This is a genomic window from Sphingomonas sp., assembly GCF_019749955.1.
Taxonomy (GTDB): Bacteria; Pseudomonadota; Alphaproteobacteria; order Sphingomonadales; family Sphingomonadaceae; genus Sphingomonas.
The window spans coordinates 18,925-45,034 of record NZ_JAIEPC010000025.1 but is presented as its reverse complement, the minus strand read 5'-3'; the positions used below and the strand labels follow the sequence as shown (position 1 = coordinate 45,034).

The 26,110-nt window shown below is 65.5% G+C and carries 28 protein-coding genes and 1 tRNA gene; 12 read left to right on the top strand and 17 right to left on the bottom strand.

Annotation, left to right across the window (positions count from 1 at the left end; translation table 11 throughout):
• Positions 1–72: 72 nt before the first annotated feature.
• From K2W81_RS07940 to K2W81_RS07930, 3 genes are read left to right on the top strand one after another with little or no spacing between them, the layout of a single operon-like run.
• The gene (locus K2W81_RS07940; protein WP_294103083.1) at positions 73–1,239 is read left to right on the top strand and encodes a bifunctional 2-C-methyl-D-erythritol 4-phosphate cytidylyltransferase/2-C-methyl-D-erythritol 2,4-cyclodiphosphate synthase; all 1,167 of its coding nucleotides are present in this window, start codon (positions 73–75) and stop codon (positions 1,237–1,239) included.
• Entirely contained in the window at positions 1,236–1,778 is a 543-nt protein-coding gene (locus tag K2W81_RS07935) for a hypothetical protein (protein WP_294103081.1), read from the top strand. The genes K2W81_RS07940 and K2W81_RS07935 overlap by 4 nt, the downstream gene beginning before the upstream one ends.
• The gene (locus tag K2W81_RS07930; protein WP_294103079.1) at positions 1,775–2,329 is read left to right on the top strand and encodes a CinA family protein; all 555 of its coding nucleotides are present in this window, start codon (positions 1,775–1,777) and stop codon (positions 2,327–2,329) included. The genes K2W81_RS07935 and K2W81_RS07930 overlap by 4 nt, the downstream gene beginning before the upstream one ends.
• Here the strand turns inward: K2W81_RS07930 and K2W81_RS07925 are convergent.
• Positions 2,269–2,751 (bottom strand): type II toxin-antitoxin system RatA family toxin, encoded by a 483-nt coding sequence (locus K2W81_RS07925; protein WP_294103076.1) that lies wholly within the window; start codon positions 2,749–2,751, stop codon positions 2,269–2,271. The two genes, K2W81_RS07930 and K2W81_RS07925, sit on opposite strands and share 61 nt — an antisense overlap.
• The gene (gene lipA, locus K2W81_RS07920) at positions 2,751–3,671 is read right to left on the bottom strand and encodes a lipoyl synthase (protein ID WP_294103073.1); all 921 of its coding nucleotides are present in this window, start codon (positions 3,669–3,671) and stop codon (positions 2,751–2,753) included. The genes K2W81_RS07925 and lipA overlap by 1 nt, the downstream gene beginning before the upstream one ends.
• A gap of 96 nt (positions 3,672–3,767) precedes the next feature.
• Between lipA and K2W81_RS07915 the strand changes: the two genes are divergently transcribed.
• Positions 3,768–4,397, top strand: coding sequence for a carbonic anhydrase (locus tag K2W81_RS07915; RefSeq protein ID WP_294103070.1), 630 nt, complete (start codon positions 3,768–3,770; stop codon positions 4,395–4,397).
• 5 nt (positions 4,398–4,402) lie between these two features.
• Here K2W81_RS07915 and K2W81_RS07910 read toward each other — a convergent pair whose 3' ends face one another.
• Positions 4,403–5,170: a hypothetical protein gene (locus K2W81_RS07910; RefSeq protein ID WP_294103067.1), complete on the bottom strand. Its 768-nt coding sequence runs from the start codon at positions 5,168–5,170 to the stop codon at positions 4,403–4,405.
• A gap of 112 nt (positions 5,171–5,282) precedes the next feature.
• Here K2W81_RS07910 and K2W81_RS07905 point away from each other — a divergent pair, with 112 nt between their 5' ends.
• On the top strand, positions 5,283–6,269 hold the full coding sequence (locus K2W81_RS07905; RefSeq protein WP_294103064.1) for an aspartate carbamoyltransferase catalytic subunit: 987 nt from the start codon (positions 5,283–5,285) through the stop codon (positions 6,267–6,269).
• Positions 6,266–7,492, top strand: a complete 1,227-nt coding sequence (locus K2W81_RS07900; protein WP_294103060.1) for an amidohydrolase family protein — start codon at positions 6,266–6,268, stop codon at positions 7,490–7,492. Before K2W81_RS07905 ends, K2W81_RS07900 begins: the two co-directional genes overlap by 4 nt.
• On the opposite strand, the gene K2W81_RS07895 is transcribed toward K2W81_RS07900, so the two are convergent.
• The 3 genes from K2W81_RS07895 to K2W81_RS07885 are packed head-to-tail and all read right to left on the bottom strand — an operon-like array spanning position 7,493 to position 10,089.
• Positions 7,493–8,839 carry a tetratricopeptide repeat protein gene (locus K2W81_RS07895; protein WP_294103058.1) on the bottom strand — a complete coding sequence of 449 codons (1,347 nt, stop codon included), beginning with the start codon at positions 8,837–8,839 and terminating at the stop codon, positions 7,493–7,495.
• Positions 8,840–8,843: 4 nt separating this feature from the next.
• Complete coding sequence (locus K2W81_RS07890; RefSeq protein WP_294103056.1) at positions 8,844–9,371, bottom strand: hypothetical protein; 528 nt, start codon at positions 9,369–9,371, stop codon at positions 8,844–8,846.
• A gap of 1 nt (position 9,372) precedes the next feature.
• The gene (locus K2W81_RS07885; RefSeq protein ID WP_294103054.1) at positions 9,373–10,089 is read right to left on the bottom strand and encodes a ParA family protein; all 717 of its coding nucleotides are present in this window, start codon (positions 10,087–10,089) and stop codon (positions 9,373–9,375) included.
• A gap of 163 nt (positions 10,090–10,252) precedes the next feature.
• Here K2W81_RS07885 and K2W81_RS07880 point away from each other — a divergent pair, with 163 nt between their 5' ends.
• Positions 10,253–11,296 (top strand): SPOR domain-containing protein, encoded by a 1,044-nt coding sequence (locus K2W81_RS07880; RefSeq protein WP_294103052.1) that lies wholly within the window; start codon positions 10,253–10,255, stop codon positions 11,294–11,296.
• A gap of 153 nt (positions 11,297–11,449) precedes the next feature.
• Here the strand turns inward: K2W81_RS07880 and serB are convergent, their stop codons facing one another.
• The gene (gene serB / locus K2W81_RS07875) at positions 11,450–12,325 is read right to left on the bottom strand and encodes a phosphoserine phosphatase SerB (protein WP_294103049.1); all 876 of its coding nucleotides are present in this window, start codon (positions 12,323–12,325) and stop codon (positions 11,450–11,452) included.
• Between serB and miaA the strand changes: the two genes are divergently transcribed.
• A complete protein-coding gene (gene miaA / locus K2W81_RS07870; RefSeq protein WP_294103046.1) occupies positions 12,324–13,268 on the top strand; it encodes a tRNA (adenosine(37)-N6)-dimethylallyltransferase MiaA in 945 nt (314 codons plus the stop codon). The two genes, serB and miaA, sit on opposite strands and share 2 nt — an antisense overlap.
• A gap of 15 nt (positions 13,269–13,283) precedes the next feature.
• Here miaA and K2W81_RS07865 read toward each other — a convergent pair whose 3' ends face one another.
• From K2W81_RS07865 to folE, 4 genes are all read right to left on the bottom strand, one after another.
• Positions 13,284–14,567 (bottom strand): hypothetical protein, encoded by a 1,284-nt coding sequence (locus K2W81_RS07865; RefSeq protein WP_294103043.1) that lies wholly within the window; start codon positions 14,565–14,567, stop codon positions 13,284–13,286.
• A gap of 179 nt (positions 14,568–14,746) precedes the next feature.
• Positions 14,747–15,115 carry a dihydroneopterin aldolase gene (locus K2W81_RS07860; RefSeq protein WP_294103040.1) on the bottom strand — a complete coding sequence of 123 codons (369 nt, stop codon included), beginning with the start codon at positions 15,113–15,115 and terminating at the stop codon, positions 14,747–14,749.
• Positions 15,115–15,870 carry an SDR family NAD(P)-dependent oxidoreductase gene (locus K2W81_RS07855; RefSeq protein WP_294103038.1) on the bottom strand — a complete coding sequence of 252 codons (756 nt, stop codon included), beginning with the start codon at positions 15,868–15,870 and terminating at the stop codon, positions 15,115–15,117. The genes K2W81_RS07860 and K2W81_RS07855 overlap by 1 nt, the downstream gene beginning before the upstream one ends.
• Complete coding sequence (gene folE, locus K2W81_RS07850; RefSeq protein WP_294103036.1) at positions 15,867–16,499, bottom strand: GTP cyclohydrolase I FolE; 633 nt, start codon at positions 16,497–16,499, stop codon at positions 15,867–15,869. Before folE ends, K2W81_RS07855 begins: the two co-directional genes overlap by 4 nt.
• A 231-nt stretch (positions 16,500–16,730) precedes the next feature.
• Here folE and K2W81_RS07845 point away from each other — a divergent pair, with 231 nt between their 5' ends.
• The gene (locus tag K2W81_RS07845) at positions 16,731–19,355 is read left to right on the top strand and encodes a TonB-dependent receptor (RefSeq protein ID WP_294103033.1); all 2,625 of its coding nucleotides are present in this window, start codon (positions 16,731–16,733) and stop codon (positions 19,353–19,355) included.
• Positions 19,356–19,434: 79 nt separating this feature from the next.
• Here the strand turns inward: K2W81_RS07845 and K2W81_RS07840 are convergent, their stop codons facing one another.
• The gene (locus tag K2W81_RS07840; protein WP_294103031.1) at positions 19,435–19,815 is read right to left on the bottom strand and encodes a VOC family protein; all 381 of its coding nucleotides are present in this window, start codon (positions 19,813–19,815) and stop codon (positions 19,435–19,437) included.
• 254 nt (positions 19,816–20,069) lie between these two features.
• Between K2W81_RS07840 and K2W81_RS07835 the strand changes: the two genes are divergently transcribed.
• A complete protein-coding gene (locus tag K2W81_RS07835) occupies positions 20,070–20,348 on the top strand; it encodes an SWIB/MDM2 domain-containing protein (protein WP_294103029.1) in 279 nt (92 codons plus the stop codon).
• 159 nt (positions 20,349–20,507) lie between these two features.
• Positions 20,508–22,769: a TonB-dependent receptor gene (locus K2W81_RS07830; protein ID WP_294103027.1), complete on the top strand. Its 2,262-nt coding sequence runs from the start codon at positions 20,508–20,510 to the stop codon at positions 22,767–22,769.
• A gap of 26 nt (positions 22,770–22,795) precedes the next feature.
• On the opposite strand, the gene K2W81_RS07825 is transcribed toward K2W81_RS07830, so the two are convergent.
• The 5 genes from K2W81_RS07825 to K2W81_RS07805 all read right to left on the bottom strand — a co-directional run bounded on the left by K2W81_RS07825 (position 22,796) and on the right by K2W81_RS07805 (position 25,187).
• A tRNA-Arg gene (locus K2W81_RS07825) sits at positions 22,796–22,872 on the bottom strand.
• 36 nt (positions 22,873–22,908) lie between these two features.
• Entirely contained in the window at positions 22,909–23,346 is a 438-nt protein-coding gene (locus K2W81_RS07820) for a DUF1178 family protein (protein ID WP_294103025.1), read from the bottom strand.
• Positions 23,343–24,167: a carbon-nitrogen hydrolase family protein gene (locus K2W81_RS07815; RefSeq protein WP_294103023.1), complete on the bottom strand. Its 825-nt coding sequence runs from the start codon at positions 24,165–24,167 to the stop codon at positions 23,343–23,345. The genes K2W81_RS07820 and K2W81_RS07815 overlap by 4 nt, the downstream gene beginning before the upstream one ends.
• Entirely contained in the window at positions 24,164–24,421 is a 258-nt protein-coding gene (grxC, locus tag K2W81_RS07810) for a glutaredoxin 3 (RefSeq protein WP_294103020.1), read from the bottom strand. Before grxC ends, K2W81_RS07815 begins: the two co-directional genes overlap by 4 nt.
• A 31-nt stretch (positions 24,422–24,452) precedes the next feature.
• A complete protein-coding gene (locus K2W81_RS07805; RefSeq protein WP_294103017.1) occupies positions 24,453–25,187 on the bottom strand; it encodes a ComF family protein in 735 nt (244 codons plus the stop codon).
• 53 nt (positions 25,188–25,240) lie between these two features.
• On the opposite strand from K2W81_RS07805, the gene K2W81_RS07800 reads away from it, so the two are divergent.
• Entirely contained in the window at positions 25,241–26,092 is an 852-nt protein-coding gene (locus tag K2W81_RS07800; RefSeq protein WP_294103014.1) for a class I SAM-dependent methyltransferase, read from the top strand.
• The last annotated feature ends 18 nt before the right edge of the window (positions 26,093–26,110 follow it).

The following is a 26,110-nucleotide window of genomic DNA, read 5'->3' as shown; positions in this document are numbered from 1 at the left end:
AGGCGAAATGCGGGGAGCGGGCAAGACGGGCGGGGACTGGCGGGGCGACAGGGCTTGCGCTAGGCGGGCGCGATGGAACCGAGACGGATCGTCGCGCTGATCGTCGCTGCGGGCAGCGGCACGCGCCTGGGGGGTGAACTGCCGAAGCAGTTTGCGGCATTGGCTGGCAAACCGATGTTGGCGCATAGCTTTGCCGCATTTTCCTCACATCCAATGATAAGCGAAACGATCGTCGCAATCGGCGCCGGGCAGGAAGCGATGCTCGCTGACGCCGTTGGCGATGCCCGGTCGGTGACCGGCGGCGCCACGCGGCGCGAGTCGGTGCGTGCAGGGCTCGAAGCGATTGCGGCGGATGGGGGCGCCGATCTGGTGCTGATCCATGACGCAGCGCGGCCGTTCCTGAGTGCCGAGGTGATCGACCGGCTGATCGCCGCGCTCGACACTGATCCCGGCACGGTCCCTGCCCTGCCCGTCGCCGATACGCTCGCGCGCGGGATCGAAGTGCTCGGCGAGACGGTACCGCGCGACGGGCTCTGGCGGGTCCAGACGCCGCAAGCGTTTCACTTCGACGCCATTCTCGACGCGCACCGCCGCTGGCCCGAGGGCGAAGACGCTACCGATGACGCGCAGATGCTTCGCCGTTTCGGATCGAGCGTGGCAATGGTAGAAGGCGACATCATGCTCGACAAAGTCACTTACCCCGCCGACATCGCCGCTGCTGAAGCGCGCCATGCCGCCACGCTGATCAGCCGAAGTGCTGTCGGCTATGACGTCCACCGGCTAGAAGTCGGCGAGGAATTGTGGCTCGGCGGCGTGTTGATCCCGCACGACAAGGGCCTGAGCGGGCATAGCGACGCCGATGTCGCGCTCCACGCGATCACCGATGCGTTGCTCGGCTGCACGGGTGAAGGCGATATCGGTACGCATTTCCCGCCGAGCGATCCGCAGTGGAAAGGCGCCGCTTCGTACAAATTCCTCCAGCATGCCGCGTCGATCATCACGGCCAAGGGCGGCGTCATCGATTTCGTCGACCTGACCTTGATCTGCGAAGCACCCAAGATCGGCCCGCACCGTGCGGCAATGCGCGCGAAGATCGCTGAACTGCTGGCGCTGGGCGAAGATCAGGTGAGCATCAAGGCGACCACCACCGAGCGATTGGGCTTCACCGGGCGCGGTGAAGGCATCGCCGCGCAGGCCTGCGCGACGGTGCGGCTGCCGGTCGCTGGGCGTCCCGCATGAGCTGGCGCCGGTCGCTCGCGGCCTGCGCGCTCGCGCTCGGCGCATCGGCGAGCAGTGCGCAGAATTTTGCGGCCGACCTCCAGCTCCCCTGCGTCACCGCGCCCGAAGCCGAGGCGCTCGTCACCGCGATCCTGCCCGAAACAATCGAGGCGCTGTCGGCAGCCTGTGCGAAGCAATTGCCGCCGAGTGCGGTGCTTCGCGGTTCGAACGCGGGCTTCATCGCGCGCTATCGCAGCGATGCCGATGCGGTGTGGCCCAATGCACAAAAGGCAGTGTCGCGGGTGATCGGCGCCGATGCGTCGGGGATTCTCGGCAGCAATGTCGCGCGCCCCGTCATCGCCTCGCTGCTGGCGCCGGCGATCGTCAAGCAGGTCCAGCCGGGCGAGTGCGCCTCCTATGACCGGATCGTGGCACTCGCCCAGCCGCTGCCGCCGCGCAATCTGGCGGGGTTACTTGTGTCGGTATGGCAACTCGCCGATGCGCGGCGCAAACCCGGCGAGAAGCGCCCCGCTTTGACCATTTGCCCGAGGTCCTCATGAGCGACGTCGACGACAAAAGCCCCGATTGGGCCGAGACGATCCTGCCGACGCGGTTGGTCGACGTTGCGCGCCGCGTGGTTGAGGCCAATCGCGCGGCCGGGCGCCGCATCACGGTCGCCGAAAGCTGCACCGGCGGGCTGGTGTCGGCGGCGATTACGGAGATTGCGGGCTCGTCCGAAGTGCTGCAATCGGGCTTCACCACTTATTCGAACGCCGCGAAAACCGCGACGCTGAAGGTCAGCCCCGACATCATCGATACCTTCGGCGCGGTATCGGTCGCGGTGGCCTGGGCGATGGCGCAGGGCGCGCTTGAGGCGAGCGACGCTGATGTCGCGGTGGCGATTACTGGCGTCGCTGGCCCCGGTGGCGGGACACCGAAGAAGCCAGTCGGCACAGTCGTGTTTGCGCTCGCCGAACGCGGCGGCGATCCGGCGCATGTCGTGGCCGATCTGCGCCAGTTCGGCGATCTCGGGCGCGGTGGCGTGCGGCTTCAGGCGGCGTTGTGTGCGCTCGAACTGCTGTTGCCGGGGGCGTCGCTCGACCCCGAATAGAGCTTGGCCGCGCGCGTTTCGAACGCGCCGATCATCTTCCTGAGCGCACGATCGAACACTTGCCCCGCGATCATTTCGAACACGCGGTTCTTGAACGCGAAGTCGACCGCGAAATCGACATGACAGCCGCCCGCGCCATCGCTGCGGAATCCCCATTCGTTGCGCAGATATTTGAGCGGCCCGTCGAGATAATCGACGTGAATCCGGCTCGGCCTTTCCTTCTCCACCCGCGAGGTGAATTTCTCACGCAGAGCGCCGAAGCCGACAATCATGTCGGCAATCACCGTCGTCTCGCTTTCGGAGCGGATGCGCATCGCCGACACCCAGGGCAGGAAATCGGGGTATTTCGCGACATCAGCCACCAGCGTGTACATCTGCTCCGGCGAATAGGGTAGATGCCGCGTCTCGGTATGGCGCGGCATCAGGTGCGCGCCAGCTTCGCCTCACGCGCCTGGCGCAAGGCGGCGAAATCATCACCGGCGTGATAGCTCGACCGCGTGAGCGGCGAAGCGGCGACGAGCAGGAAGCCCTTCGCGCGCGCGATCGCGGCATAGGCATTGAACGCGGCGGGCGTCACGAAATCGGCGACTTTGGCGTGGCGCGGCGTCGGCTGGAGATATTGCCCCATCGTCAGGAAATCGATGTCGGCGGAGCGCATGTCGTCCATCACCTGGTGGACTTCCATCCGCTCCTCGCCCAGCCCCATCATCACGCCTGACTTGGTGAAGATCGACGGATCGTGCCGCTTGACGCTTTCGAGCAGGCGCAGCGAAGCATAGTAACGCGCGCCGGGGCGGATGGTCGGGTAAAGCCGCGGGACCGTCTCCAGATTGTGATTATAGACATCGGGCCGCGCCGCGACGATCGATTCGACCGCGCGCTCATGCTTGTTGCGAAAATCAGGGGTGAGGATTTCGATCGTCGTCCTGGGCGTATTGCGGCGCAGCGCCTCGATCACCTTGACGAACTGGCTCGCGCCGCCGTCGGGCAAGTCGTCGCGGTCGACCGAGGTGATGACGATATGCTCAAGCCCCAGCTCGGCCGCCGCGGTCGCGACATGTTCGGGCTCGAGCGGATCGACCGCGCGCGGCATACCGGTCTTGACGTTGCAAAAGGCGCAGGCGCGGGTGCAGGTGTCGCCCAGGATCATCACCGTCGCGTGCTTTTTCGTCCAGCATTCGCCGATGTTCGGGCAAGCCGCTTCCTCGCACACGGTGGCGAGGTTCAGGCGGCGCATCAGCGCGCGGGTTTCGGCAAAGCCGGTCGAGGTCGGCGCCTTGACGCGGATCCAGTCGGGCTTGCGCTCGCGCGGGGGGCGGACAAGCGGGGTAATCTCGTTCATGCGACGGCAAATAGCGATTGCCGCCCCCCCTTGCCACCCCTTCCTTGGGGCAGGGGCGCTTGCCACTGGGATGCGTTCGAGTCAGAAGCGCGGACGATGCCCGATTTCCAAAAGCTCGTCGACGGTTACCACCGGTTTCGCGACACCGATTGGCCGCGTGAGCGCGCGCGCTGGGAAGAATTGACCGAAGGCCAGCGCCCGCGCGTGATGGTCATTTCCTGTTCGGACAGCCGGGTCGATCCCGCGCAGGTGTTCAACACATCGCCCGGCGAGATTTTCGTCGTCCGCAACGTCGCCAATCTGGTCCCGCCGTTCGAGAATGACACCGCGCGGCACGGCGTGTCGGCGGCGGTCGAATTCGCGGTCACCCAGCTCGATGTGCGCCAGATCGTGGTGATGGGGCATGGATCGTGCGGGGGGGTGCAGGCGGCGCTGTCGCGCCATTTCGAGGGGCGCAAGCCCGGTGACGGCGGTTTTATCGCGCATTGGGTCGATCTGCTCGACACGGCCCGCGACAGGATCATCGAGGAGCACGGCACGGGCGCCGAGGCAGTCCATGCGCTCGAGCTCGAAACGGTTCGCGTCAGCATCGCGAACCTGCGCAGCTTCCCCTTCATTCCGCCGCGCGAAGCCGATGGCCGGTTGATCGTGCGCGGCGCCTTTTTCTCGATCGCCGACGGGTTGCTGCACGTGATGGACGCGAACGGCGATTTTGCGCCGGCCTGACCGCGCTATTTCTTCACCGTCACCGTGAGCTGATAATAGATGCGCACCCACGCACCGATCAGCTTCTTGCCACCGACGCGCGGCGGATACACGCGGAATTGCCACGCCGCTTCGCGAAAGCCACGCGACAGCCCTGAACCGAGCGGCGATTCGCCCATGGTGCGGCAATTTTCGACGCGATTGTCGGGCGCGGTCTTGCACGCGATCAGCGCCCAACCGCTTTCGCTGACTTTCGGCAGATAGAAAGCGAGCTCGGCCTGCGTCGGCTCGCGCACCCATTCGGCATTGTAGAGCGGCTGGCCGCCTGGCCCCTGCCCCGGGCCATAGGCCGCGACGCTGTCTTTGCCGCTGCCGCTCCCCTCCGCCCGGGTCGACGGAATCTTCGAGATGTCCGACGCCGCCAGAGTGTCCTTGTCGACCCGGACCAGATCGGGGAATGGATCGGCTTTGGGCGGCGGCACCGTTTGCGGCGGTGGCGGGACGATGGGCGGCACGGGGCTTGAGTCGACTTCGGTCTTGCTGGGCGCAGGCTTCGATCGTTTGGCGGGTGCCTCTTTGGCAGCCTTTTCGCCGCCGCCCTTTTCAGGCGCCGGGATAAGCTGAAACGACAGCGGCGGCCCCAGTTTCTTCGGTTCGGGCTGGCGGTTGTTGAGTGTCAACAGCAGGATGACGAGCAGCAGTTCGATCAGCAGCGCGAACAATATGCCGCCGAGCCGCCGCCGCAGCGGCGTGCGTTCGCGATCCGCATGGGTTTGAAAGGACGCCGACAGCATGCCCCTGCCGCCTAGTCGCGCGGGCGCAGCGCGGCAACGACTCGTTGCGATGGCTTTTGCCAAGCTGCGCCCGCTTGCGCCCCCGCCTCCGCCCCGCTACCCAGCCGCTTTAATGCACGCATCCGATCATGCCCCCGCGACGCTCATTCCGGGCCGCGCCGTCTTCCCGCATCATGACCTGACGGGAATCGACGGGCTTCAGCCGCACGAGATCATGTTTCTGCTCGACGAGGCCGAGCATTGGGTCGAGATCAATCGCAGCCGCGCCAAGAGCGACAACCGGCTCGCCGGGCTAACGGTGATCAATGCCTTTTTCGAGAATTCGACGCGGACGTTGCTGTCGTTCGAAATCGCGGGGAAGCGGCTCGGCGCCGATGTCGTCAACATGCATGCCGCGCAATCGAGCGTCAAAAAGGGCGAGACGCTGATCGACACCGCGATGACGCTTAACGCGATGCGCGCCGATGCGATTGTGATCCGCCACCAGAGCTCGGGCGCGGTCAAGCTGATCGCGGGCAAGGTCGATTGCCCGGTGCTCAATGCCGGCGACGGGCGGCACGAACATCCCACGCAAGCGCTGCTCGACGCACTGACGATCCGGCGGCGGCGCGGGTCGGTGGCGGGCCAGCGCGTGGTGATCTGCGGCGATTTGATGCACAGCCGGGTCGCGCGGTCGAACATCCTCGCACTCACCGCGCTTGCCGCCGAAGTTCGGGTGGTCGCGCCGACCACGTTGATGCCTGCCGCGATCGAGCGGATGGGGGTCACCCCCTTCACCGACTTCGATGCCGCTTTAGAGGGTGCCGACGTCGTGATGATGCTGCGGCTGCAGAATGAGCGGATGGACGGTGCGTTCATTCCGTCGACCCGCGAGTTTCATGCGCGTTATGGCTTGAATTCCGCGCGGCTGGCGCGCGCCAAGCCGGACGCGCTGGTGATGCATCCGGGGCCGATGAACCGGGGCGTCGAGATTTCGTCGAGCGTGGCTGATCACGAACGATCGGCGATTACCGAACAGGTTGAGATGGGCGTCGCGGTGCGGATGGCGTGCCTCGACGTGCTGACCCGGCAAGCACGCGGCGTCGAGGGTTGGGCATGAACGGTCCCCCCCTCGCTTTCGTCAACGCGCGGCTGGTGACGCCTGAGGGCGCGCGGCCCGGCGCGCTGCTGGTCGAGGGCGACCGGATCGCGGCACTCGGCACGATCGAGGTGCCATCGATGGCTGAAGTGGTCGATCTGGGCGGGCTGATCCTCGCGCCTGCGATCGTCGATCTCGGCGTGTTCGCGGTCGATGTCGCGGCGTGCCATGCGGGCGGGATCGTGCGGATCGGGTTGATGCCCGATCAGTCGCCCGTGCTCGACGATCCCGGCATCGTCCAGCGCGCCGCGCTGATCGGCCGCCCCAAGCTCTGGATTCACCCAATTGCCGCCGCGACCAAGGGACTGGCCGGGCGCGATCTTGCTGAAATGGCCGTCAATATCGGCGCGGGCGCGCGCGCGGTCGGCACCGGGCGTGGCTGGATCGCCGATGCGGGCGTGATGCGCAAGGTGCTGGCCTATGCGGGCGACTTGGGCCTCGCGGTGGTGGCGCATGCCGAGGATGGCGGACTCGCCGCCGGTGCGGTGGCGACCGAAGGCGAGACCGCGACCCGGCTGGGCCTCGCCGCCGCCCCTGCCCTCGCCGAAGCGCTCGCGGTGGCGCGCGACCTGATGCTGGCGGAGGAAACCGGCGCGGCACTCCACCTGCGTACCGTCACGACAGCAGCGAGCTTCGACCTGATCCGTGCCGCCAAGCGGCGTGGCGTGCGCGTCACCTGCGGGATTACGCCTGCGCATCTGCTGCTGTCGGACATTGCGATGTCGGGGTTCCGCACCTTCGCGCATCTCTCCCCACCGCTGCGCACCGAAAGCGACCGGCAGGCGGCGCTGGCGGCGCTCGCCGACGGGACGATTGATGTGCTGAGTTCGGGCCATGATCCGCGCGGGCCGGAAGAAAAGCGGCTGCCGTTCGCCGATTCGAGCCCCGGTGCGGCGGGAGCCGAGACTCTCCTGGCGCTCGGCTTAGGGCTGGTGCGCGACGAGGTGATCGATCTGCCCCGGCTGTTCGCGTTGCTCGCGGCCAATCCGGCGCGGATGCTGGGCGTTGAGACCGGCGTGCTCGCGCCGGGCCTGCCCGCCGATCTGGTGGTGATCGATCCCGACACGCCGTGGCAGATCAGCGCCGATCGCTTCAGCGGCCTCGCTGGCAATACGCCGTTCGACGGCATGCCGACGCAGGGCCGCGCGCGCCAGCTCTACAAGGGCGGCACGCGGCTCGTTTGATCAGCGCGACGCGAGCTGCTTGGGCGCAGATTTGGCGGTCGCGACCCAGCTGGCATTCTGGTCCCCAGCGCCTTCGCGCACGAAGCACATGCCGCCGTGGCTCCGATAGCTCTGGCACAGCGACACGGCATCAGCCCGCGAGAAACCGCCGACCGACAGGCGGTAGAAATTGCCCGCCGCGGTCTTGAAGTTCATGCCCGATGGCGCCTGGCCAGCGAACGCCGGGAAGCGGCGCACGGCGCGCTTCCAGCCGTCCTGTGCGACACCAGCGCTTTCGAAGGCGCCGAGCTGAAGGAAGAACTTGCCCTTCACGGGCTGAGCGACCGGCGCCGCCGGCACGGTGGCGGCGACCGCCATCACCTTGGCCGGCTTGGCGGCAAGCTTGGCGACAACCATGGGCTTGGCTACGGCGGGCTTGGCGGCAACGCGGACCGGCTTCACCGGGGCGGCGGGCAGCGCCTGCACGACTTCCTGACGCGGCCCGAAGACAATGCCCGGGCGCGGTGCTTCGGTCACCGGCGCGGCGGCGACTTCGACCGGGGTTTCGACAGGGGCGGGTTCAGCCTTGGCGACCGCGACCGGCTGCGCGGCGACGCGGGCGTTGAGCGCAAGCGCCACCGGCTGGCCACCATCCTGCACCGGAATCACTTTCAGCAGCGACGCGACCTGATCGGCGGCCCCGGCAGGGCGCGCGAAGATCGCCCAGTCGACCATCCGCTTGTCCAGTTCGTTCGGCGCCAGATCGACTGCCGCGACCGAACGCGCTTCCTGCCAGCGACCGGCAAGTGCAAGGCTGAGCGCGAGATTCTGGCGCGTCTTGGCGTCGGCGCCGGGCGCATGTGCAGCCGGCGTCAGCAATTCGACAGCGCTTGCGGGATCGCCTGCCAGCGCAATCGCCAACCCGCGATCAGCGACCGCAATGGTTTCGGCATGGCTGTCGAGCGTCTGGCGCGCGCCGGTCCAGTCGCCGTTGGCGACCTGAGCGAGCGCGAAGCTGAGTGCGCTGCGGCCATCGTTGGGCGACAGCGCCAGCGCGTCCCCGAAAGCGTCGCGTGCCGAAGCGAAGCGCCCCGACAGCAGATAGGCCTGACCAAGCAGGGCACGATAAGACTGGTTCTGCGGCGCGGCCTGCACCGCAGCTTCGGCGAAGCCGACCGCAGTGACGGCTTTGCCATCGACCAGCGCCTTGCGCGCCTCTGCTGCATCAGCGGCGGCGGCCTGCGCCTTCGCGCTCTCGCTTGGGCCACCGGCAAAGGCAGTCGTGCCCGTCATCAACGCCCCGCCCACAAGGCTGCTGGTCAGAACGAGCGCCGATGCGCCCAAGGTTGCGATAGCCCGGCTCTTCATCGGATCAGTCCCCCATATCCATGTCAGTGTCGCCCCGGCCCGCCGCCTGCTTGGCGAGCGCATCAAGATCGGGCAGTGCATTGAGAAAATCGTCGAGCGCCTGCGTCACAATCTGCTGCGCCGAGCGGTTGGCGACCGCGCTTGCAAGCCGCAGCCGCAAGTGGCGCTCATGATCGAGCCGCAGCGTGAACGCCGCCTTGGCCTTCAGCCCGACGGCGGCGCGCGGCTTGGGCGGCGCGGCGACGGGCGCGGCCGGAGTCGGATCGACGCTGGGCGCAGTGGCCGGCGCCGCAAATTCTTCGATCAGGGCTTCGCGCTGGCGCAGCACGGGCGGCACGACGACCGGTGGCGGTGGTGCCGCCGATTCGGCGTGGCCCATGTCATTCCAGCCAAGATCGTCGACCACTTCGGCAACATTGCCGAAGCCCGAAAACCCTTGCGGGCGCATCGCCGGACGCGCCTGACCCTTGCGCGCGAGCAAGGTCGACGACAGCGACGCAAAGCTCTTGGTCTGGCCGATCAGCGAGCTCATCTCAGCTCACCACGCGGCGACCAAAGCCGCCGCCTGCCAAACGATTGGGGACGAAGCCGCCCGGCGCGGCGGGCGCGCTGAACACGGTGCGGCGGAAATTCTTTTCAAGCCGGTCGGCGATATAGGTCCAAAGCGCTTCGACTTCGGCGGCCGATTTGCCCTTGGGATCGACTTCCATCACGGTGCGCCCGTCGATCATCGATGCGGCGAAATCGGTGCGGTGGTGGATCGTGATCGGCGCGACCGTGCCATGCTGCGACAGCGCGACGGCAGCTTCGGAGGTGATTTTGGCCTTGGGCGTCGCGGCATTGACGACGAAAATCAGTGGCTTGCCCGCGCGGTCGCACAAATCGACCGTGGCGCCGACGGCGCGCAGATCATGCGGGCTCGGGCGGGTCGGGATGACGATGAGTTCGGCGACGGCGATCACGCTCTGGATCGCCATCGTGATGGCGGGCGGCGTGTCGATCATCGCGAGGCGGAAGCCCTGCTGACGCAAGACTTCGAGATCGGCGGCGAGTCGCGCGACCGTCGTTTGCGCAAAAGCCGGGAACTCGCTCTCGCGTTCGTTCCACCAATCCGACAGTGACCCTTGCGGATCGATATCGATCAGCACGACCGGGCCAGCGCCCGAACGTTGGGCCTGCACGGCAAGGTGGCCCGACAAGGTCGTCTTGCCCGAACCGCCCTTTTGCGAAGCCATTGCCAGAACGCGCATTATTTCCCCTGGTCTTGCCTAGTCCAAACGGGGGATGCCACGCTGAGAGATAAGAACTGGTTAACATCGCGCGCCAGTCTCGCCGAACTTGCTAACCAAATCTTTGCCAAGCACGCTATAACGCGCTTAACCAAGGTGCGTGGGGCGGGAGTGGAGCGTGGGAATGAAGGCAGCTTGGATGATGCCGGTGCTGGTGGCGCTGGCGGCAACCGCAACACCGGCGCTGGCGGATGTGCGCGCAGGCGTCGAAGCCTGGCAGCGCGGCGATTATCGCAAAGCGGTCGACGAATGGCGCCCGCTCGCCATTGCGGGCGATGCCGACGCACAGTTCAACCTGGGGCAGGCCTATAAGCTCGGGCGCGGTGTCCCGCTCGATCCGGGTCTCGCCGAGCAATGGTTTGGCAAGGCCGCCGCCCAGAAGCACCCGCAGGCCGAAGTCAACTACGGCCTCGCGCTATTCCAGAACGGCAAGCATGACGAAGCCGCACCGTGGCTCGACAAGGCGGCGACGCGCGGTGAACCCCGCGCGCAGCTCGTGCTCGGCACGATGCTGTTCAACGGCGATAGCGTGCCGCGCGACTGGGTACGCGCCTATGCGCTGATCACGCGGGCGGCGGCGGCCGGCATTCCGAAAGCCGCCGAGACGCAAGCGCAGTTGGACCAGTATATCGACACCGATATGCGCCAAAAGGGCATTGCACTCGCGCGGCAATATGAAACGCAGGCGCCCGGTACCACGACGCCGCTTGAGCTTGCCGGCAGCGACCGGGGGATTCGCGGCGCTGAACTACCGCCGTCGCAGGTCGGCGACGATCCCGCACTGCTCGGACGGCCCAAGCCCGGCCCAGCCAAACCGCCGCGCGTCGCCAGCAAGCCGCCGCAGCCGGTCGCCGTGCCGACCCCTCCCCCAGCGGTCGCGCCGCCACCGCGCGTTCCGTCGACGTCGCCCGTCGCCAAGCCGGCACCGGGCAAGGGCTGGCGCGTCCAGCTCGGCGCGTTTCGCGATGACGGCAATGCCCGCAATCTCTGGGCGACGCTGCGCGGTCGGGTCAGCGCGCTTTCCGGGGCATCGCCAGTGTTCGCACGCAGCGGCGATCTGACTCGGCTTCAGGCGGGACCGTTCGCGTCGAGCGCCGATGCTGCGCGGGTCTGCGCAGCGGTAAAAACGTCAGTGCCGGGAACCGCCTGCGTCCCGGTCGCGCCTTAACACGACACCGAAAACACGGGGCCAATACCCCCATCCGTTCGTGCTGAGCTTGTCGAAGCACCGTCCTTCTTCTTGGACGGCATCGCAGAAGAAGAGCAGCCCTTCGACAAGCTCAGGGCAAACGGGGACTGGGTGAACCTGGCTGTCGAGACGCTAGCGAACCCACTCGCGCGTTGGGATGCCCTGTGCGTAAAGCAGCGCGGTGAGATCGTTGTGGTCAACCCGCGCATCGGCAGCGGCGGCGACCACGGGCTTGGCGTGATAGGCGATGCCGAGCCCCGCTGCGCCGATCATCAGCAGATCATTGGCGCCATCGCCGACCGCCAGCGTTGATTCGATCGGAATCGACTTTGCTTTTGCTGTCTCAAGCAACATGTCGAGCTTGGTCTGCGCGCCGACGATCGGCCGCGCGACGGTGCCATCGAGCTTGCCGCCGACGATACCGAGCCGGTTTGCGACCGCACGGTCGAAGCCGATCATCGCCGCAACCGGATCGGCAAAGCGCGTGAAACCGCCCGACACCAGCACCGCCGCCGCACCGCGAGCCTTCATCGTCTGGATGAGCGTGCGCGCACCCGGCATCAACCTGACCCGTTCGGCGAGGCAGCGATCAATCACGCCCTCGTCGAGCCCGGCGAGCAGCGCCACCCGCGCATCGAGCGCACCCTCAAAATCAAGGTCTCCGCGCATCGCCGCTTCGGTGATCGCCGCGATCTGCGGCTTGATCCCGGCAAAGTCGGCAAGCTCGTCGATGCATTCGACGGTGATCATCGTCGAATCCATATCAGCGATGAGCAGGCACTTGCTGCGGGTGATGATCGACTGAACGACGATGTCGACGCCGGTGAAAGCGCCTTCGAGCGCGGCCCGCGCGCCGGTTGACACACCGATGAAGATGTCGGCGGCGCGCCCCGCATCGATCCAGCCCCAGCCCGATGGCGCACACCCGGCCGCCGCCAGCCGGTCGACGCCTTCTGAAATCTGGCCTTGATCGATCGTCCCGGCTGCTATCAGTGTTGCGATGAACATGGATGGTCCTTCCCGCCCCAAGCTCGCGCTCATTGCAGGGCCGACCGCGAGCGGCAAGTCCGCGCTGGCAATCGATCTTGCCGAACGCGCGAACGGCGTTGTGATCAACGCCGATTCCGCGCAAGTTTATGCCGATCTTCGGGTGCTGTCGGCGCGACCGACGCCTGAAGATGAAGCCCGTGTGCCGCACCGGTTGTTCGGCCATGTCGATGCAGCACAGGATTATTCTGCGGCTGCATGGGCAACGGATGCCAAAATCGCGATTGATGCGGCGATAGCCGAAGCCAAGCTGCCGATCCTCGTCGGCGGCACGGGGCTTTATCTGCGCACGCTGCTCGATGGGATTGCGCCGGTACCCGACATCGACCCGCAAATCCGTGCGGAGGTGCGCGCGCTGCCCGTCGCTGCTGCGCATGCCCACCTCGCCGTGCTCGACCCCGACGCCGCCGCGCGGCTGAACGCTGCCGACACGACGCGGGTGGCCCGCGCGCTCGAAGTGGTGCGCTCGACGGGGCGGACGCTGGCGGTATGGCAGGCTGAGCGGGCCGGTGGCATCGCCGACAAGGTCACGCTCGCGCCGCTAATCCTGCTGCCCGAGCGCGACTGGCTGATGGCCCGGTGCGATGCGCGGCTGGAAGCGATGTTCGACGGCGGCGCCGAGGCCGACGTCCGCGCGCTGCTCGATCGCTGCGATGTAGCTGACTCCGCCCCTGTGCGCCGCGCCATCGGCGTGCGCGAGATCGGCGGCTGGCTGGCGGGCGTGTGGAGCCGCGACGAAGCGCTCGACCGCGCCCGGCTCGCAACCCGCCAATATGCCAAGCGGCAATATACCTGGTTCCGCAACCAGCCGCCCGAGGATTGGCCGCGACGGGGCGTCGGCAATGTAGGCGCGCTGCTGGCGCTGTTGGAGATCGAAGCAGACGACGTCGGGTGTACGCAGTAAATTGTCGCCGCAATGCTATATCAAGGCACCTGTGTCGATGAAGCGAAATAGAAAGGCGAGCGCGATCGATGCGACCGCGACGGTAGCGAGCCATTTCACCGTTCGCCAGAAACCCCCGGTTGTCACGGCCCCCATGTAAAGCGGGATAATGATGAGAAACGCGATGAACGCGATCGTGGCTGGCTTTGTAAACCCTGTCCTCCAGAGTGCGATTGTCACGCCGAACGCTAAAGCCGTGATCAGATTGAGCCATCGATAGTTGCTGTCAACTTCCGCGCGCGTGGGCGGAGGCATTGGCTCATCTGAATCCCTTCTTGTCGACAGCGTTGCTTGCCAGTCTGCTTCAGCCTTTTGTCGGGGCCGTTCGACCAGCCCGCCGATACTGACCGATGCGACCCACCAGATGAAGTCCTCGGACAAATTCCCATCCAGCGGCGCCCGACCGGGTTGCGGGGATGTGAGGTCAGCGGGCAGGTCATCGGCCAGCGCACCATCCCCATCACCGACATATCGCCGAAAATCGAGTCCCGACTTGACGAAGCCGCTGGAGCGCCACCGTTTCAGGATCGAAGACCGAAGCGACGGTGTTTCATATTCCCAGAAGATTCGCGCCGCGACGGCATCCGGGCAATCGGGCTGCACAACCATCCACTCAAAAACGGCATCGGGATGGCTGCCAAGCAGATCGCCGACTGCAGCCAACCATATGTCGGCTGACTTGCCCCGAAGCCAATCCACCACCGCCGCTTCATGATAATGAACCCGCCAAAGCGCATCGAACATGTCGTCGCTGCTATAGTCTTCATCCAGGAAAGCGAAGCAGGCCGGTTCAGCTCTTTCTTCGCCAAACGGGCCGCAAAATCGCCTGCAGGCATCGGGATCGTCTTCGATGCCCGCAAAAGGTGCCGCGTTAATGAGCGGGAACTGGGTCCAGGCCTCCAGACCGTTCCAAGCGATGCGCGCGGTCGACGCTGCATCGTCAAATGCCTTCGCCTTGATCGACCGAAGCACGTCATTTCGGGCATCGACGAAATCAAGCCCCTGATCGTCTCGCGGAGGCACGCCGCGCAAACGCCAGAAGATCATCGCCCTTGTGGCGGGATCGCAATCCGCCTGTTCGGCAATCCATTTCAAAACGGCCAGCGCTGCGCCATCGATATCGAGAAGCCTCGCAATGGCATGGCGCTCGAGCGGCGTGCGCCGTCCAACGAATGCTAGCATATCTGGATCGTCGATCTGGTCCTTTGCCGCATCGATTGAGCCGTTTAAAGATGCAGGAACCCGATTTTGTTCAGTCATGGCAGTCATTTTCCCAACTCGGCAGCGCAGAAAAACAGTGTCGCCGATGTCAGCACTAACCAAAAAGCGCTAAAAAACTGCGAGCATACGCATTGCTGGTCGCGGGGTCGCGTCCGGCTCGTCGCTGCTGGGGCCTGGGCGGCGGCGGGGAAGCGGATGCAGGGGAAGTATCTTGGACTTCAGGCAATCGGCTGCGGGTTGATGCGTTCGATCTCGCAGCCGATCGCGGCGTCGGGATAGATGTCGGGCTTGACCGATCGCACGCGCACGCGCCGCACGCGCGGGTCGGCCAGCGCGATCGCGGCGACGGCCTCGACCAAGGTTTCCTGCAAGTCGAAATGGCGGCTCGCGGCGAGCGACAAAATCTCGCGGCGCAGGAAATCATAATCGACGACCGCGCCGATCGTGTCGGTCATCGGCGCCGTGCCATAGTCGCAGTGCAGCCAGACGCTCAGCGTCACCCGCTGTGGTCCGGCGCGCTCCTCGGGGTGGATGCCGATCCGCATCGGCACGTCCAGCCCATCGAGAAAAGTCGTAAACTCGGCCATCAATGTCCCCGCGTCGCAAACATCACGTCGCGCGCCCTTGGCAGGAAACGCTGGCCATTGTCGACATAGAGCGTCTGGCCATGCACCCCGCGCGCACCGAGCAGGAACGCGACCGCATCAGCGACAGCTTCGGCTGGGACTGGGCGCCGGAGCAGGTTGATCGCAGCAACGGTGCGATACTCATCGTCCGTCTGGTCGGCGCTCGGCAAGGTCAGGCCGGGAGCGACGGCATTGACCGCGATCCGAGGCCCCAGCGCCTGCGCCAGCATCACCGTCGCGCCCGCAAGCGCGATCTTCGCGCAGCTATAGGCAAAAAAATCGGGATTCAGATTAGCGATTTTCTGGTCGAGAATATTCACCACCGCGCCGCGCGCGAGATCGTCCTGCCGCGCGAGCGCTTCGGCGAGCAACACCGGCGCACGCAGATTGACCGCATGGTTGCGGTCGATCGCGGCGGCCTCGACATCGGGCGGATAATCATGCGCGAACAGCGAGGCATTGTTGACGATCGCGGAAACGGGCGCGGCAAAGGCCGAGCGCGCCGCCAGCAGCAGCGCACCAGCGGCATCGGGCTCGGCTAGGTCCTGATCGAGCGCAACCGCCTCCGCGCCGAGCCGCGCCACCAGCGCCGCTGCATCGGCGGCGGAGCGGTGATGATGCACCACGACCCGCCAACCGCCCGCGACGAGACGCGCCGCGATACCCGCGCCGATTCGCCGCGCACCGCCTGTTACGATTGCAACAGGCTTGGTCACGCGACTTTGCCGACCCCCATCAGCGCCAGCACTTCCTTGCGGCTGCGTTCGTCATCGCGGAAAATGCCCATCATCCGGCTGGTGACCATGCTGACGCCGGGCGTGCGGACACCCCGCGCGGTCATGCACGCGTGGCTCGCCTCGATCACCACCGCGACGCCTTGCGGCTTCAGGTTATCCCAGATGCAATTGGCGACTTCGGCGGTCAGCCGCTCCTGGATTTGCAGGCGCCGGGCATAAGCGTGGAGCACGCGCGCGAGCTTTGAGATGCCGACCACCCAGTTCGACGGCAGATAAGCGATGTGCGCCTTGCCGATGATCGGCGCCATGTGATGTTCGCAGTGCGACTGGAACGGAATGTCCTTCAGCAGCACGATTTCGTCATAGCCGCCGACCTCTTCGAACACACGCGCCAGATGCTGGGCGGGATCGTCTTGATAGCCTTGGCAATATTCTTTCCACGCCCGCGCCACGCGCTGCGGCGTGTCGATCAACCCTTCGCGCGCCGGATCGTCGCCGGTCCAGCGAATCAGCGTGCGAATGGCGTCAGCGATATCGTCGGGCACGGGAATCTTGGTCGGCGACGCCACCAGATCGCCAGTATCGTCATGGTCGAAATGCCCGTTCATCTGCCCTCCTCAAACCGCGATTCAGGTCAGACGCTACGTCAACCGTCATTCTGGTGTAATTCCGTTGTCAAAAGAAACTGTCTCATTTGAGCAACATTCACGCAAGCCCGCAGAATTTGGCGCATCTCCCGTTGACGCGGTGAATCCTCCGGGGGTAGATTCAACGCAATACGGCACAAATGCCATCGCGCATCCGGCACATAGCGGTCGGGGCATCAGGAGGGGATAATAATGACCAAGATTGACCTATTGGCTGCAACCGCGATTGCGATGCTCGCCGCGACGCCCGCCATGGCCCAGACGGCACCCGCGCCGGCGCCTGCACCCGTCGCAGAGGAAGAGCCATCGCCGGCCGACGATGTCGTCGTGACCGCCACCAAGCGCGAGACGACGCTGCTCGACACGCCGATTTCGGTGTCGGTCACCACCGGCGCGACGATCCAGGAAGCGCAGATTCGCGACCTGATCGATCTGCAGACCGTGGTCCCGTCGCTCCGCGTCTCGCAGCTCCAGAGCTCGGCCAATACCAACTTCATCATCCGCGGCTTCGGCAACGGCGCGAACAACGCGGGTATCGAGCCTTCGGTCGGCGTGTTCATCGACGGCGTTTATCGCTCGCGCTCGGCCGCACAGATCGCCGACTTGCCCAATGTGAAGCGCGTCGAAGTGCTGCGCGGGCCGCAGTCGACGCTGTTCGGCAAGAACGCATCGGCCGGTATCATCTCGATCGTGACGGCAGAGCCCGCGTTCAAGTTTGGCGGCAACATCGAAGCGACCTATGGCGACTTCAACGCCTTCATCCTGAAGGGCGACATTACCGGCCCGATCACTGATACCGTCGCCTTCTCGATTGGCGGCAATTACAACCGCCGCGACGGCTATATTCGCGATCTCGCGCTCAACACCGACTTCAACGATCGCAATCGCTATGGTTTCCGCGGGCAGTTGCTGTTCCAGCCGAGCGCCGACCTGAAATTCCGCTTGATCGCCGACTTCGACAGCATCGACGAAAATTGCTGCGCGGTCGTCAATCTGGTTGCTGGCCCGACGGTCGGCGCCATCCGCGCGATTGGCGGCAATGTCGTGACCGGTAATCCGTTCTCATATACGGTTTTCAATAACTTCAGGTCGACCAACCGGATCGACAATTACGGTATCTCGCTGCAGGGCGACAAGGATTTTGGCAAGTTTACGCTGACGTCGATCTCTTCGGCACGCGGCGTCGACAGCCTGACCAACCAGGATTCGGATTTCACCAGTGCCGACCTGATCGGTACCAACAATAACCGGACCAACATTCGCACGCTGACCCACGAAGTCCGGCTCGCATCGAATTTCGGTGGTCGGTTCGAATTCCTCGTTGGCGGCTATTATTTCAACGAAAGCATCGACGTTAAAGCCGATCTGACCTTCGGTCGCGATTTCCGCAACTATGCGCAGGCCCTCAGCGGCAATGGCATCAGCACGGTTGAGGGCCTGATTGGCGTGCCCGCCAACACCTTCAGCCAGCGTGGCCAGGGCCGGTTTGAAAACTGGGTCTATCGCAACAACGCCTATTCATTCTTCGGCAGCGCCGATTTCAAGATCACCAATCGCCTGATCTTCACCGGCGGCGTCAACTATACCAATGACAAGAAGCGCTTCTCGTCGGCGAGCTTCAGCACCGACAGCTTCTCGGCGCTCGATTTCGTCGCGATCGGTCGGAACGTATTGTCGCAGCAGGCATTGGCAACCACCGTCGGCGGCTTGATTGGCCTCCCCGCAGGCAGGCTGGCTTCGGCAGCCCAGATCGGTGCCTTCGCGCAAGCCAACCCGGCAGCCTTCGCGCAGGTCCAGGCGGGCGCCAATGCGTTTGGCGCAACCAACGCGACCAATGCGGCGGTCAACCCGCTGCTCGGCCTCCAGGCGCTCCAGTTCTTGCCGCCGTTCCTCAACGTGCCAAACGCGGTCGAGCCGGGTCGGACGGCCGATGACAATGTTGCCTATTCGCTGCGGCTGGCTTGGAAGGCGACCAACAACTTCAGCTTCTATTTTACCTATGGCACGGGCTTCAAAGCGTCGTCGATCAACCTGGGGCCGGATTCGCGCCCGACTGCGGCCGATTTCACCCCCGGTTCATCGGCTGCAACGCCGGCACCTGGCGCCTCGCGCATTCGCTCGGCCGGGCTGGCGCTGCCAAACCTTACCACCGGGTCGCGCTTCGCAGCGCCTGAAACGGCGCGCGTGATCGAAGGCGGCATCAAGGGCCAGTTCCCCAAGGGCGCGTTCAACCTTGCGGTGTTCCAGCAGGAGATTAACAACTTCCAAGGGAACATCTTCACCGGGACCGGCTTCGTCCTCACCAACGCCGGCAAGCAGTCGACCTTCGGTATCGAATTCGACGGCAACTACTCGCCGGTGCGCGCGCTGACACTCAACTTCGACATCACCTATCTGAAGCCGCGTTACGACTCGTTCGTCAATGGCGCGGCAATCAATGCCGGGTTCACCACCAGCCCGGCGAACCTGACCGGTCTGACGCCAGCGGGCATCCCCGAAATCTCGCTGTCGACGGGCTTCACCTACAAGCGCGACATCGCGCAGGATGTGAAGCTGTTCCTGCGCAGCGACTATCAATGGTCGAGCAACACCCAGATCGCTGAAGGGGCGCCGCAGTTCCGCCGCCAGATCACGTCGCTCAACTCATCGGTGTCGTTGCAGTTCAAGAACGGGCTGGAACTGTCGCTCTGGGGTCGTAACCTGTTCGACAAGCAGTTTATCTCGACGATTTTCCCGTCGGTGGCGCAGGCGGGCAGCCTGTCGGGCTATCCGAGCCAGCCGCGCACTTATGGCGGCACGGTGCGCTTCAAGTTCTGATCGCTACCTACCCAAATGCGAAAGGCCCCCGGTGCGAACCGGGGGCCTTTTTCTTGTGCGGCTAATGAGATGCCGGGGCCTATGCCGCCGGGCGGTGCAGCGCGCACAGCTTGTTGCCGTCGGGATCACGCAGATAGGCAAGGTACAGCTTGCCCATCGCACCTTCGCGCCAGCCGGGCGGATCTTCGCAGGTGCTGCCGCCTGCTGCGAGCCCGGCCGCGTGCCACGCATCAGCCTGTTCGGGGCTTTCGGCGGCAAAGCCCACCGTCGCGCCATTGCCGTGGCACGCCTCATTGCCGTCGATCGGAATGCTGATCGAGAAGGTGCCGCCGCCTTGCCGCCAGAAATAGCGGTTGCCATTGCTGAAGCCCGGCTTGGCGCCGAGCGTGGCGAGCAGTGCGTCGTAAAAGGTGCGCGACTTTTCGAGATCGTTCGCGCCGACCATGATATGCGAAAACATGCAGATTGCTCCTTGATGCGTCCACGGTGACCAATCGGATGCTGGCTGCCGCATGCCTGTCATCACGGTCCATCGTCTGGTCGTCAAGGCGCGCGACCAGGCCGAATCGACTGCGACCCAATTATGACAATTTTCCTGCGCCGCCCCGTTGCGGCGCGCGCAACAAGGGCTAAAAGGCGAGAGGTAAACAAGAAGCGACCCGCGTCGGGATCGCAATGGGTCGACGCCAAAGTCGACCTGCGGGAGGATTACTCATGGCCAAAGCACCTGCGACGTCGACTGCGCCCAAGACCGGCGGCATCCACGCGCCTGTCACCCCCTCGCCCGAGCTCGCCGCGATTGTCGGCGCCGATCGGCTGCCGCGCAGCGAAGTTATCAGCAAGGTCTGGGCCTATATCAAGGCGCATAACCTGCAGAACCCCGCCAACAAGCGCGAGATTCTGGCTGATTCGGCGCTGGAGAAGGTGTTCGGCAAGAAATCGGCGACGATGTTCGAGATGAACAAATACATCTCGGCGCATGTGAAGGCCTGAGTATCGCTGCCCCGCGCGCCACGACGCGCGGGGTGTCACAATTTTGCAACTCCGATGATCAAACGCGAAACGACCCGGTCAAATGCTTGACCGGGAATGCCTCGTCGCGGCACTTGCTCACTTCGCAATTTTTGCAACCTGAGTGGGGAAACAAGCTCGATGATCGGTTTTTCGGTTCGCAAGCGGCTGCTGGCAGCGGCGTTGCTGGGTTCAGTGGCAGCGCCGGCCATTGCACAGGACGCGCCTGCCACGCCTGAGGCCAAGGCCAGCAGCGACGACGTCGTGGTCACCGCGCAGCGGCGCGAAGAACGGCTGAAGGACGTGCCGGTCTCGGTTGCGGCAATCTCCGGCGACCGACTCGATCTGGTTCAGTCGGGCGGCAATGACATTCGCGCGCTGGCCGGTCGCGTGCCCAGCCTCAACATCGAAAGCTCGTTCGGGCGCGCCTTCCCGCGTTTCTACATTCGTGGCCTCGGCAATACCGACTTCGATCTCAACGCATCGCAGCCGGTCAGCCTGGTTTATGACGATGTCGTGCTCGAAAACCCGATCCTGAAGGGTTTCCCGATCTTCGATCTCCAGCGCGTCGAAGTGCTGCGCGGGCCGCAGGGCACGCTGTTCGGGCGCAACACGCCTGCGGGTATCGTCAAGTTCGATTCGGTCCGCCCGAGCACGCCGGGCGGCTATTTGCGCGCCAGCGGCGGCAGCTATGGCACCGTCAATATCGAAGGCGCCGCGACGCTGAAGGTCAGCGACACCTTCTCGGCGCGCTTCTCGACGATCTATCAGCGGCGCGGCAATTGGGTCGACAATGTCGCGACGCCCCAGCGCGGCGACCTCGAAGGTTACAGCGATTGGGCCGGCCGCGTGCAGCTCGAATGGAAGCCGACCGACGCGCTGACCGCGCGGGCGACCGGTCAGGTCCGTATTCTTGACGGCACCGCACGCGTGTTCCGCGCAAATCTGTTTGCCCGCGGCAGCAGCCAGCTGATCGGACTGGGCGGCCCCGGCACGCCGTTCCGCCGCGACCAGGTCCGCCAGGACGGCGTCAATTTCCAACGGCTGCGCAATTATAATGGCGGCCTGACGGTCGATTATGACTTTGGACCTGTCACGCTGACGTCGGTATCGTCCTATTGGAATGGGACGATCTTCACGCGCGGCGACATCGATGGCGGCTTTGGCAACCAGTTCGCGCCGCCCTTCGGCCCCGGGTTCATCCCCTTCTCAGCACAGTCGCAGGACAATATCCCGAGCCTCGACCAGTTTACGCAGGAACTGCGGCTGGCGTCGAACGGCAGCGGGCCGTTCAACTGGCAGGGCGGCTTCTTCTACTTCAACGAAAAACTGCGGATCGATTCGCTTGATTTCGGCACGCCCAGTGATCTGAACCCCGCTGCGATCGCGATCCAGCGTCAGTCGAGCGACGCCTTTGGTGTTTTCGGTTCGGCGACCTATAAGTTCGACTTCGGCCTGACACTGCAGGGCGGCGTGCGGTACAACAATGATCGCCGCACGCTCACCGCGTCGCGCCCGATCGACACCCGCCCCGGCTTCCTCGGCTTCGGCGGCCCGGTGCCGCTCCAGACCGCACGGGTCGGCAGCGACATCGTCACATGGGACGTGAGCGCGACCCAGAAGGTGACCGACGAGGTCAATTTCTATGCCCGCGTCGCGCGCGGCTATCGCGCACCGTCGATCCAGGGCCGTCTGGCGTTCGGGCGCACTTTGTCGGTGGCGAACAGCGAACGGACATTGTCGGTCGAAGGCGGCTTCAAGTCGGTCTATTATGGCGGCAAACTGCGGCTGAACGTCAACGGCTTCTACTTCACCACCGATGATCTGCAGCTGACAGCGGTGGGCGGCGCGTCGAACTTCACGACGCTGTTCAACGCGCGCAACGTCGATGGCTATGGGCTCGAAGCCGAGCTCGAAGCGACGCCGATCGAGCGACTGAACTTCACGGCCGGCATCAGCCTGAACAACAACCGGATCAACGATCCCAATGCGTTCGTCGCGGGTTGCGGCTCAAACTGCACGGTGCTCAACACCCAGCGCGTCGGATCGCCTGGGATCTTCTCGATCAACGGTAACCGTCTGCCGCAGTCGCCGAAGTGGACCGCCAACTGGACCGCGCGCTATGCGCATCCGGTCGGCAATGGCGAGCTTTACGTCGGGACCGACTGGGTGTTCCGTTCGGAAATCCAGTTCTTCCTCTATCGCTCGGTTGAATATCGCGATCGCTTCCTGCTCGAAGGCGGCTTGCGCGTTGGCTACAAGACCGGGCCGTTCGATTTCGCTGCCTATGTCCGCAACATCGCCGACGATCAGTCGGCGGTCGGCGGCGTCGATTTCAACAATCTGACCGGCTTCGTCAACGAACCGCGCATCGCCGGGTTCGAAGTCGGCTTCAAATTCTGATGCGTGTGATCGGGGGCGCCACAAAATGGTGCCCCCGAGAGGACTTGAACCTCCGACCTGCGGTTTAGGAAACCGTCGCTCTATCCGGCTGAGCTACGGGGGCACGCGCGCGCTTGACTATCCGCGCTCAGGCGTGCGGTCAATTGCGCGCTGACGGCGGCGCGAACGGGATGAGCAGCGGCGCAATCGGCACGCCTTCGTCGATCAGTTCGCGCGCTTCGGCGGCGGTGGTTTCGCCGTGGATCGGCGCCGCCGTCTCCTCGCCAAGGTACATGGCGCGCGCGCGATCGGGGAAGCTGCGCCCGACCCATTCGGACTTGTCGATGATGGCTGCCTGCAGCTCGGCAAGCTTGGCCAGCACCGATTTCGCATCGGGCGCGGATGGCGTTGGCGCCGCCAATGCACGATTGCCCTTCGCGCCGACATTGGGCGCCATCACAGCTTTGGTGACATCGCTGTCGTTGCAAATGGGGCAGCAGACCAGGCCGCGCGTGCGCTGATCCTCATAGGCCGCCGACGAGCCGAACCACGCCTCGAACACATGATCCTGGCCGCAGCGAAGGTCGAAGACGATCACGCGCGCGCCACGTCAGGGATTGCGCGGCGATGATCGAGCACGGGCACGCGCGCACGCACATCGGCAACGCGCGCGAGATCGATTTCGGCAAAGCCGACTCCGGGATCAGTGCCCATGTCCAGCAGCACCTCACCCCAAGGATCGACAACGAGCGAATGGCCATAGGTTGCGCGGCCATCTTCGTGGGTGCCCGTCTGCGCGGCGGCGACGACGAAGGCTGCCGATTCGACCGCGCGCGCGCGTTGGAGCAAATGCCAATGCGCCGCGCCAGTCGGCTGGGTGAAGGCGGCAGGAATGCTGAGTATGGTCGCGCCGCCCGCGCTGAGCGCCGCATAGAGCGCGGCGAAGCGGAGATCGTAGCAGATCGAGAGGCCCAGCGTGCCAAGCGGCGTATCGACCACGACAGCCCCCTCGCCCGCCGTGTAACTTGCCGATTCGCGCCAGCTCTCGCCGGTCGGCAAATCGACGTCAAACAAATGGAGCTTGTCGTAGCGGGCGCGGATCGCACCCGCGGCATCAATCACGAAACCGCGATTGGCGAGCTTGCCGTCGGGCAGTTTGAGCGCCAGCGAGCCGAGATGCAGCCAGATGCCGTGCGTGGCGGCGGCATCGCGCGCGGCGGCAAGGACGAGGTCATCGGCTTCGCTGCGCAGTACCGCAGCCGCGCGCGCGCGGTCGCGATCGACGAGACCCGTCATTTCGGGGGTAAACAGCATCGTCGCGCCGCCCGCCGCGGCTTCGGCGATGGCATCCGTCACGAGCCGCGCGTTCGCCGCCGGATCAACGCCGCTCGTCATCTGGAGCAGCGCCAGCCGGGTCATGCCGCGAGCAACGCGTCGAGCTCGCCCGCGCGGTCGAGCGCGGCGAGATCGTCAGACCCGCCAACATGGCGCCCGTCGATGAAAATCTGCGGCACGGTCGAGGCGCCCGGTGCGCGCTCGAGCATCTCGGCACGCTTGGGGCCGCCCATGGTGATGTCATATTCCTCGACGGCAGCGCCCTTGCTGTCGAGCAGCCGCAGCGCGCGCGCGCAATAGGGACAATATGCCTTGGTGTAGATTTCGACTTTTGCCATTATCCACAATTGTGGTCGGGATAGCCGATTGTCAATCGGCGGCGGCGGAGTCGAGCACGCGGGCCCAGCACAGGATCGTCACGCTTTTGGCCCCTGCCGCGCGCAAAACGCGGGTGCAGGCGTCGGTGGTGGCGCCGCTGGTATAGACATCGTCGACCAGCACCACGGCCTTCCCCGCGAGCCGCGCGCGCCGGTCGGCGGGCACGGCAAAGGCGCCTGCCACCGCGCGGGCGCGGGCCTTGGCCCCCAAGCCGCGCAGCAGGGGCGTCGCGGCACGGCGCACCAGGACGTCGAGGTCGGTCGGGACGCCAATAGCAGCCGACACGCCGCGCGCGATTTCTGCCGCCTGGTTGAAGCCGCGCCCCCACATCCGCCGTGCATGCAAGGGCACGGGCACCAGCAAGTCCGCATCGTCGGGCACCAGCCGCACCATGTGCTGGGCAATCGTCGCAGCATAGGCCAAGTGCCGCCCATATTTCAGCCGCAGCACCATCGCGCGCGGGATATCGCCATAGGCCACCGCCGCGCGCACCCCTGCATGGCGCGGCGTGTGATCGAGGCAGTCGGCGCAGCGGGCATCGGCGCCGCGATCGATCGAAAAGGGCGTGTGGCACGTCGCGCACCACGGCGGCGCCAGAAAGCGCAACTGCCCCCAACAATCCGCGCAGAAGCGATGATCGGTGCGCGTTACCGCGCCGCAGCCGGGGCAGCGCGGGGGCAAGGCCGCGTCGGCGATCAACCGGAACGGCGCGATCAAGGGAGTCATCAGGCCCATCGCCCCCTTGTCGCGCGCGCGGGCGCACGCCACAAGCTCGACGCGTGATCGCCCCCGACATCTTCGACCGCGCCCTGCGCCGTGCCCGCCGCGACCGCGCGCTTGCGAATTATGGCGAGCATGATTTTCTGCGCGACTTCATGCTCGAAGGCATCGCCGATCGGCTGACGATGGTGCGGCGTGAGTTTGCCGATGTGCTCGATCTCGGCTGTTTCGCGGGCGGATTGGCGATCCCTGGAGGTGCACGAATCGCACGGGTCGACGCCGGCTTCGGCTTTGCCCGAGCAATGAGCGGGGTGCAGGGTGACGAGGATTGCCTGCCCTTCGCCGATGCGTCGTTCGATCTGGTGGTGTCGGCGGGGGTGCTCGACAGCGTCAATGACCTGCCCGGCGCACTCACGCTCGCGCGGCGCGTGCTCCGGCCCGATGGGCTGTTCCTCGCGGCCTTCGTCGGTGCGGGAAGCCTGGCGACACTGCGCGCGTGCTTGCGCGAAGCCGAGGGCGACCGACCCGTGGCGCGGCTGCACCCGCAGGTCGATGTCCGCGCGGCGGGCGACCTGCTAATGCGCGCGGGCTTCGCGCTGCCCGTCGCCGATGGCGAGACGCTGACGGTGCGCTACCGCGACCTGTTCGGCCTGCTCGGCGACCTGCGCGGGATGGCGGGTGCAAACATCATGCCCGGCCGCACACCACTGCGCCGCGACACGCTCGCGCGCACCGCCGAAGCCTTTGCCGCGCGGGCGGATCCCGACGGTCGCACGCCTGAGCGATTCGAGATCGTCTTCATGACCGGCTGGGCCCCCGACGCCTCGCAACCCCAACCCGCACGGCGCGGTAGCGGGCGAACGTCGCTGGCCGATGCGCTGCGATTGCCCAGCACAGCAACTGAACTCTAGCGCGAGTCACGCCCTGTC

Coding starts and splice junctions, on each gene's coding strand:
- K2W81_RS07940 (WP_294103083.1), top strand. CDS start 73: ATGGAACCGAGACGGATCGTCGCGCTGATCGTCGCTGCGGGCAGCGGC.
- K2W81_RS07935 (WP_294103081.1), top strand. CDS start 1,236: ATGAGCTGGCGCCGGTCGCTCGCGGCCTGCGCGCTCGCGCTCGGCGCA.
- K2W81_RS07930 (WP_294103079.1), top strand. CDS start 1,775: ATGAGCGACGTCGACGACAAAAGCCCCGATTGGGCCGAGACGATCCTG.
- K2W81_RS07925 (WP_294103076.1), bottom strand. CDS start 2,751: ATGCCGCGCCATACCGAGACGCGGCATCTACCCTATTCGCCGGAGCAG.
- lipA (WP_294103073.1), bottom strand. CDS start 3,671: ATGAACGAGATTACCCCGCTTGTCCGCCCCCCGCGCGAGCGCAAGCCC.
- K2W81_RS07915 (WP_294103070.1), top strand. CDS start 3,768: ATGCCCGATTTCCAAAAGCTCGTCGACGGTTACCACCGGTTTCGCGAC.
- K2W81_RS07910 (WP_294103067.1), bottom strand. CDS start 5,170: ATGCTGTCGGCGTCCTTTCAAACCCATGCGGATCGCGAACGCACGCCG.
- K2W81_RS07905 (WP_294103064.1), top strand. CDS start 5,283: ATGCACGCATCCGATCATGCCCCCGCGACGCTCATTCCGGGCCGCGCC.
- K2W81_RS07900 (WP_294103060.1), top strand. CDS start 6,266: ATGAACGGTCCCCCCCTCGCTTTCGTCAACGCGCGGCTGGTGACGCCT.
- K2W81_RS07895 (WP_294103058.1), bottom strand. CDS start 8,839: ATGAAGAGCCGGGCTATCGCAACCTTGGGCGCATCGGCGCTCGTTCTG.
- K2W81_RS07890 (WP_294103056.1), bottom strand. CDS start 9,371: ATGAGCTCGCTGATCGGCCAGACCAAGAGCTTTGCGTCGCTGTCGTCG.
- K2W81_RS07885 (WP_294103054.1), bottom strand. CDS start 10,089: ATGCGCGTTCTGGCAATGGCTTCGCAAAAGGGCGGTTCGGGCAAGACG.
- K2W81_RS07880 (WP_294103052.1), top strand. CDS start 10,253: ATGAAGGCAGCTTGGATGATGCCGGTGCTGGTGGCGCTGGCGGCAACC.
- miaA (WP_294103046.1), top strand. CDS start 12,324: ATGGATGGTCCTTCCCGCCCCAAGCTCGCGCTCATTGCAGGGCCGACC.
- serB (WP_294103049.1), bottom strand. CDS start 12,325: ATGTTCATCGCAACACTGATAGCAGCCGGGACGATCGATCAAGGCCAG.
- K2W81_RS07865 (WP_294103043.1), bottom strand. CDS start 14,567: ATGACTGAACAAAATCGGGTTCCTGCATCTTTAAACGGCTCAATCGAT.
- K2W81_RS07860 (WP_294103040.1), bottom strand. CDS start 15,115: ATGGCCGAGTTTACGACTTTTCTCGATGGGCTGGACGTGCCGATGCGG.
- folE (WP_294103036.1), bottom strand. CDS start 16,499: ATGAACGGGCATTTCGACCATGACGATACTGGCGATCTGGTGGCGTCG.
- K2W81_RS07845 (WP_294103033.1), top strand. CDS start 16,731: ATGACCAAGATTGACCTATTGGCTGCAACCGCGATTGCGATGCTCGCC.
- K2W81_RS07840 (WP_294103031.1), bottom strand. CDS start 19,815: ATGTTTTCGCATATCATGGTCGGCGCGAACGATCTCGAAAAGTCGCGC.
- K2W81_RS07835 (WP_294103029.1), top strand. CDS start 20,070: ATGGCCAAAGCACCTGCGACGTCGACTGCGCCCAAGACCGGCGGCATC.
- K2W81_RS07830 (WP_294103027.1), top strand. CDS start 20,508: ATGATCGGTTTTTCGGTTCGCAAGCGGCTGCTGGCAGCGGCGTTGCTG.
- K2W81_RS07815 (WP_294103023.1), bottom strand. CDS start 24,167: ATGACCCGGCTGGCGCTGCTCCAGATGACGAGCGGCGTTGATCCGGCG.
- grxC (WP_294103020.1), bottom strand. CDS start 24,421: ATGGCAAAAGTCGAAATCTACACCAAGGCATATTGTCCCTATTGCGCG.
- K2W81_RS07805 (WP_294103017.1), bottom strand. CDS start 25,187: ATGACTCCCTTGATCGCGCCGTTCCGGTTGATCGCCGACGCGGCCTTG.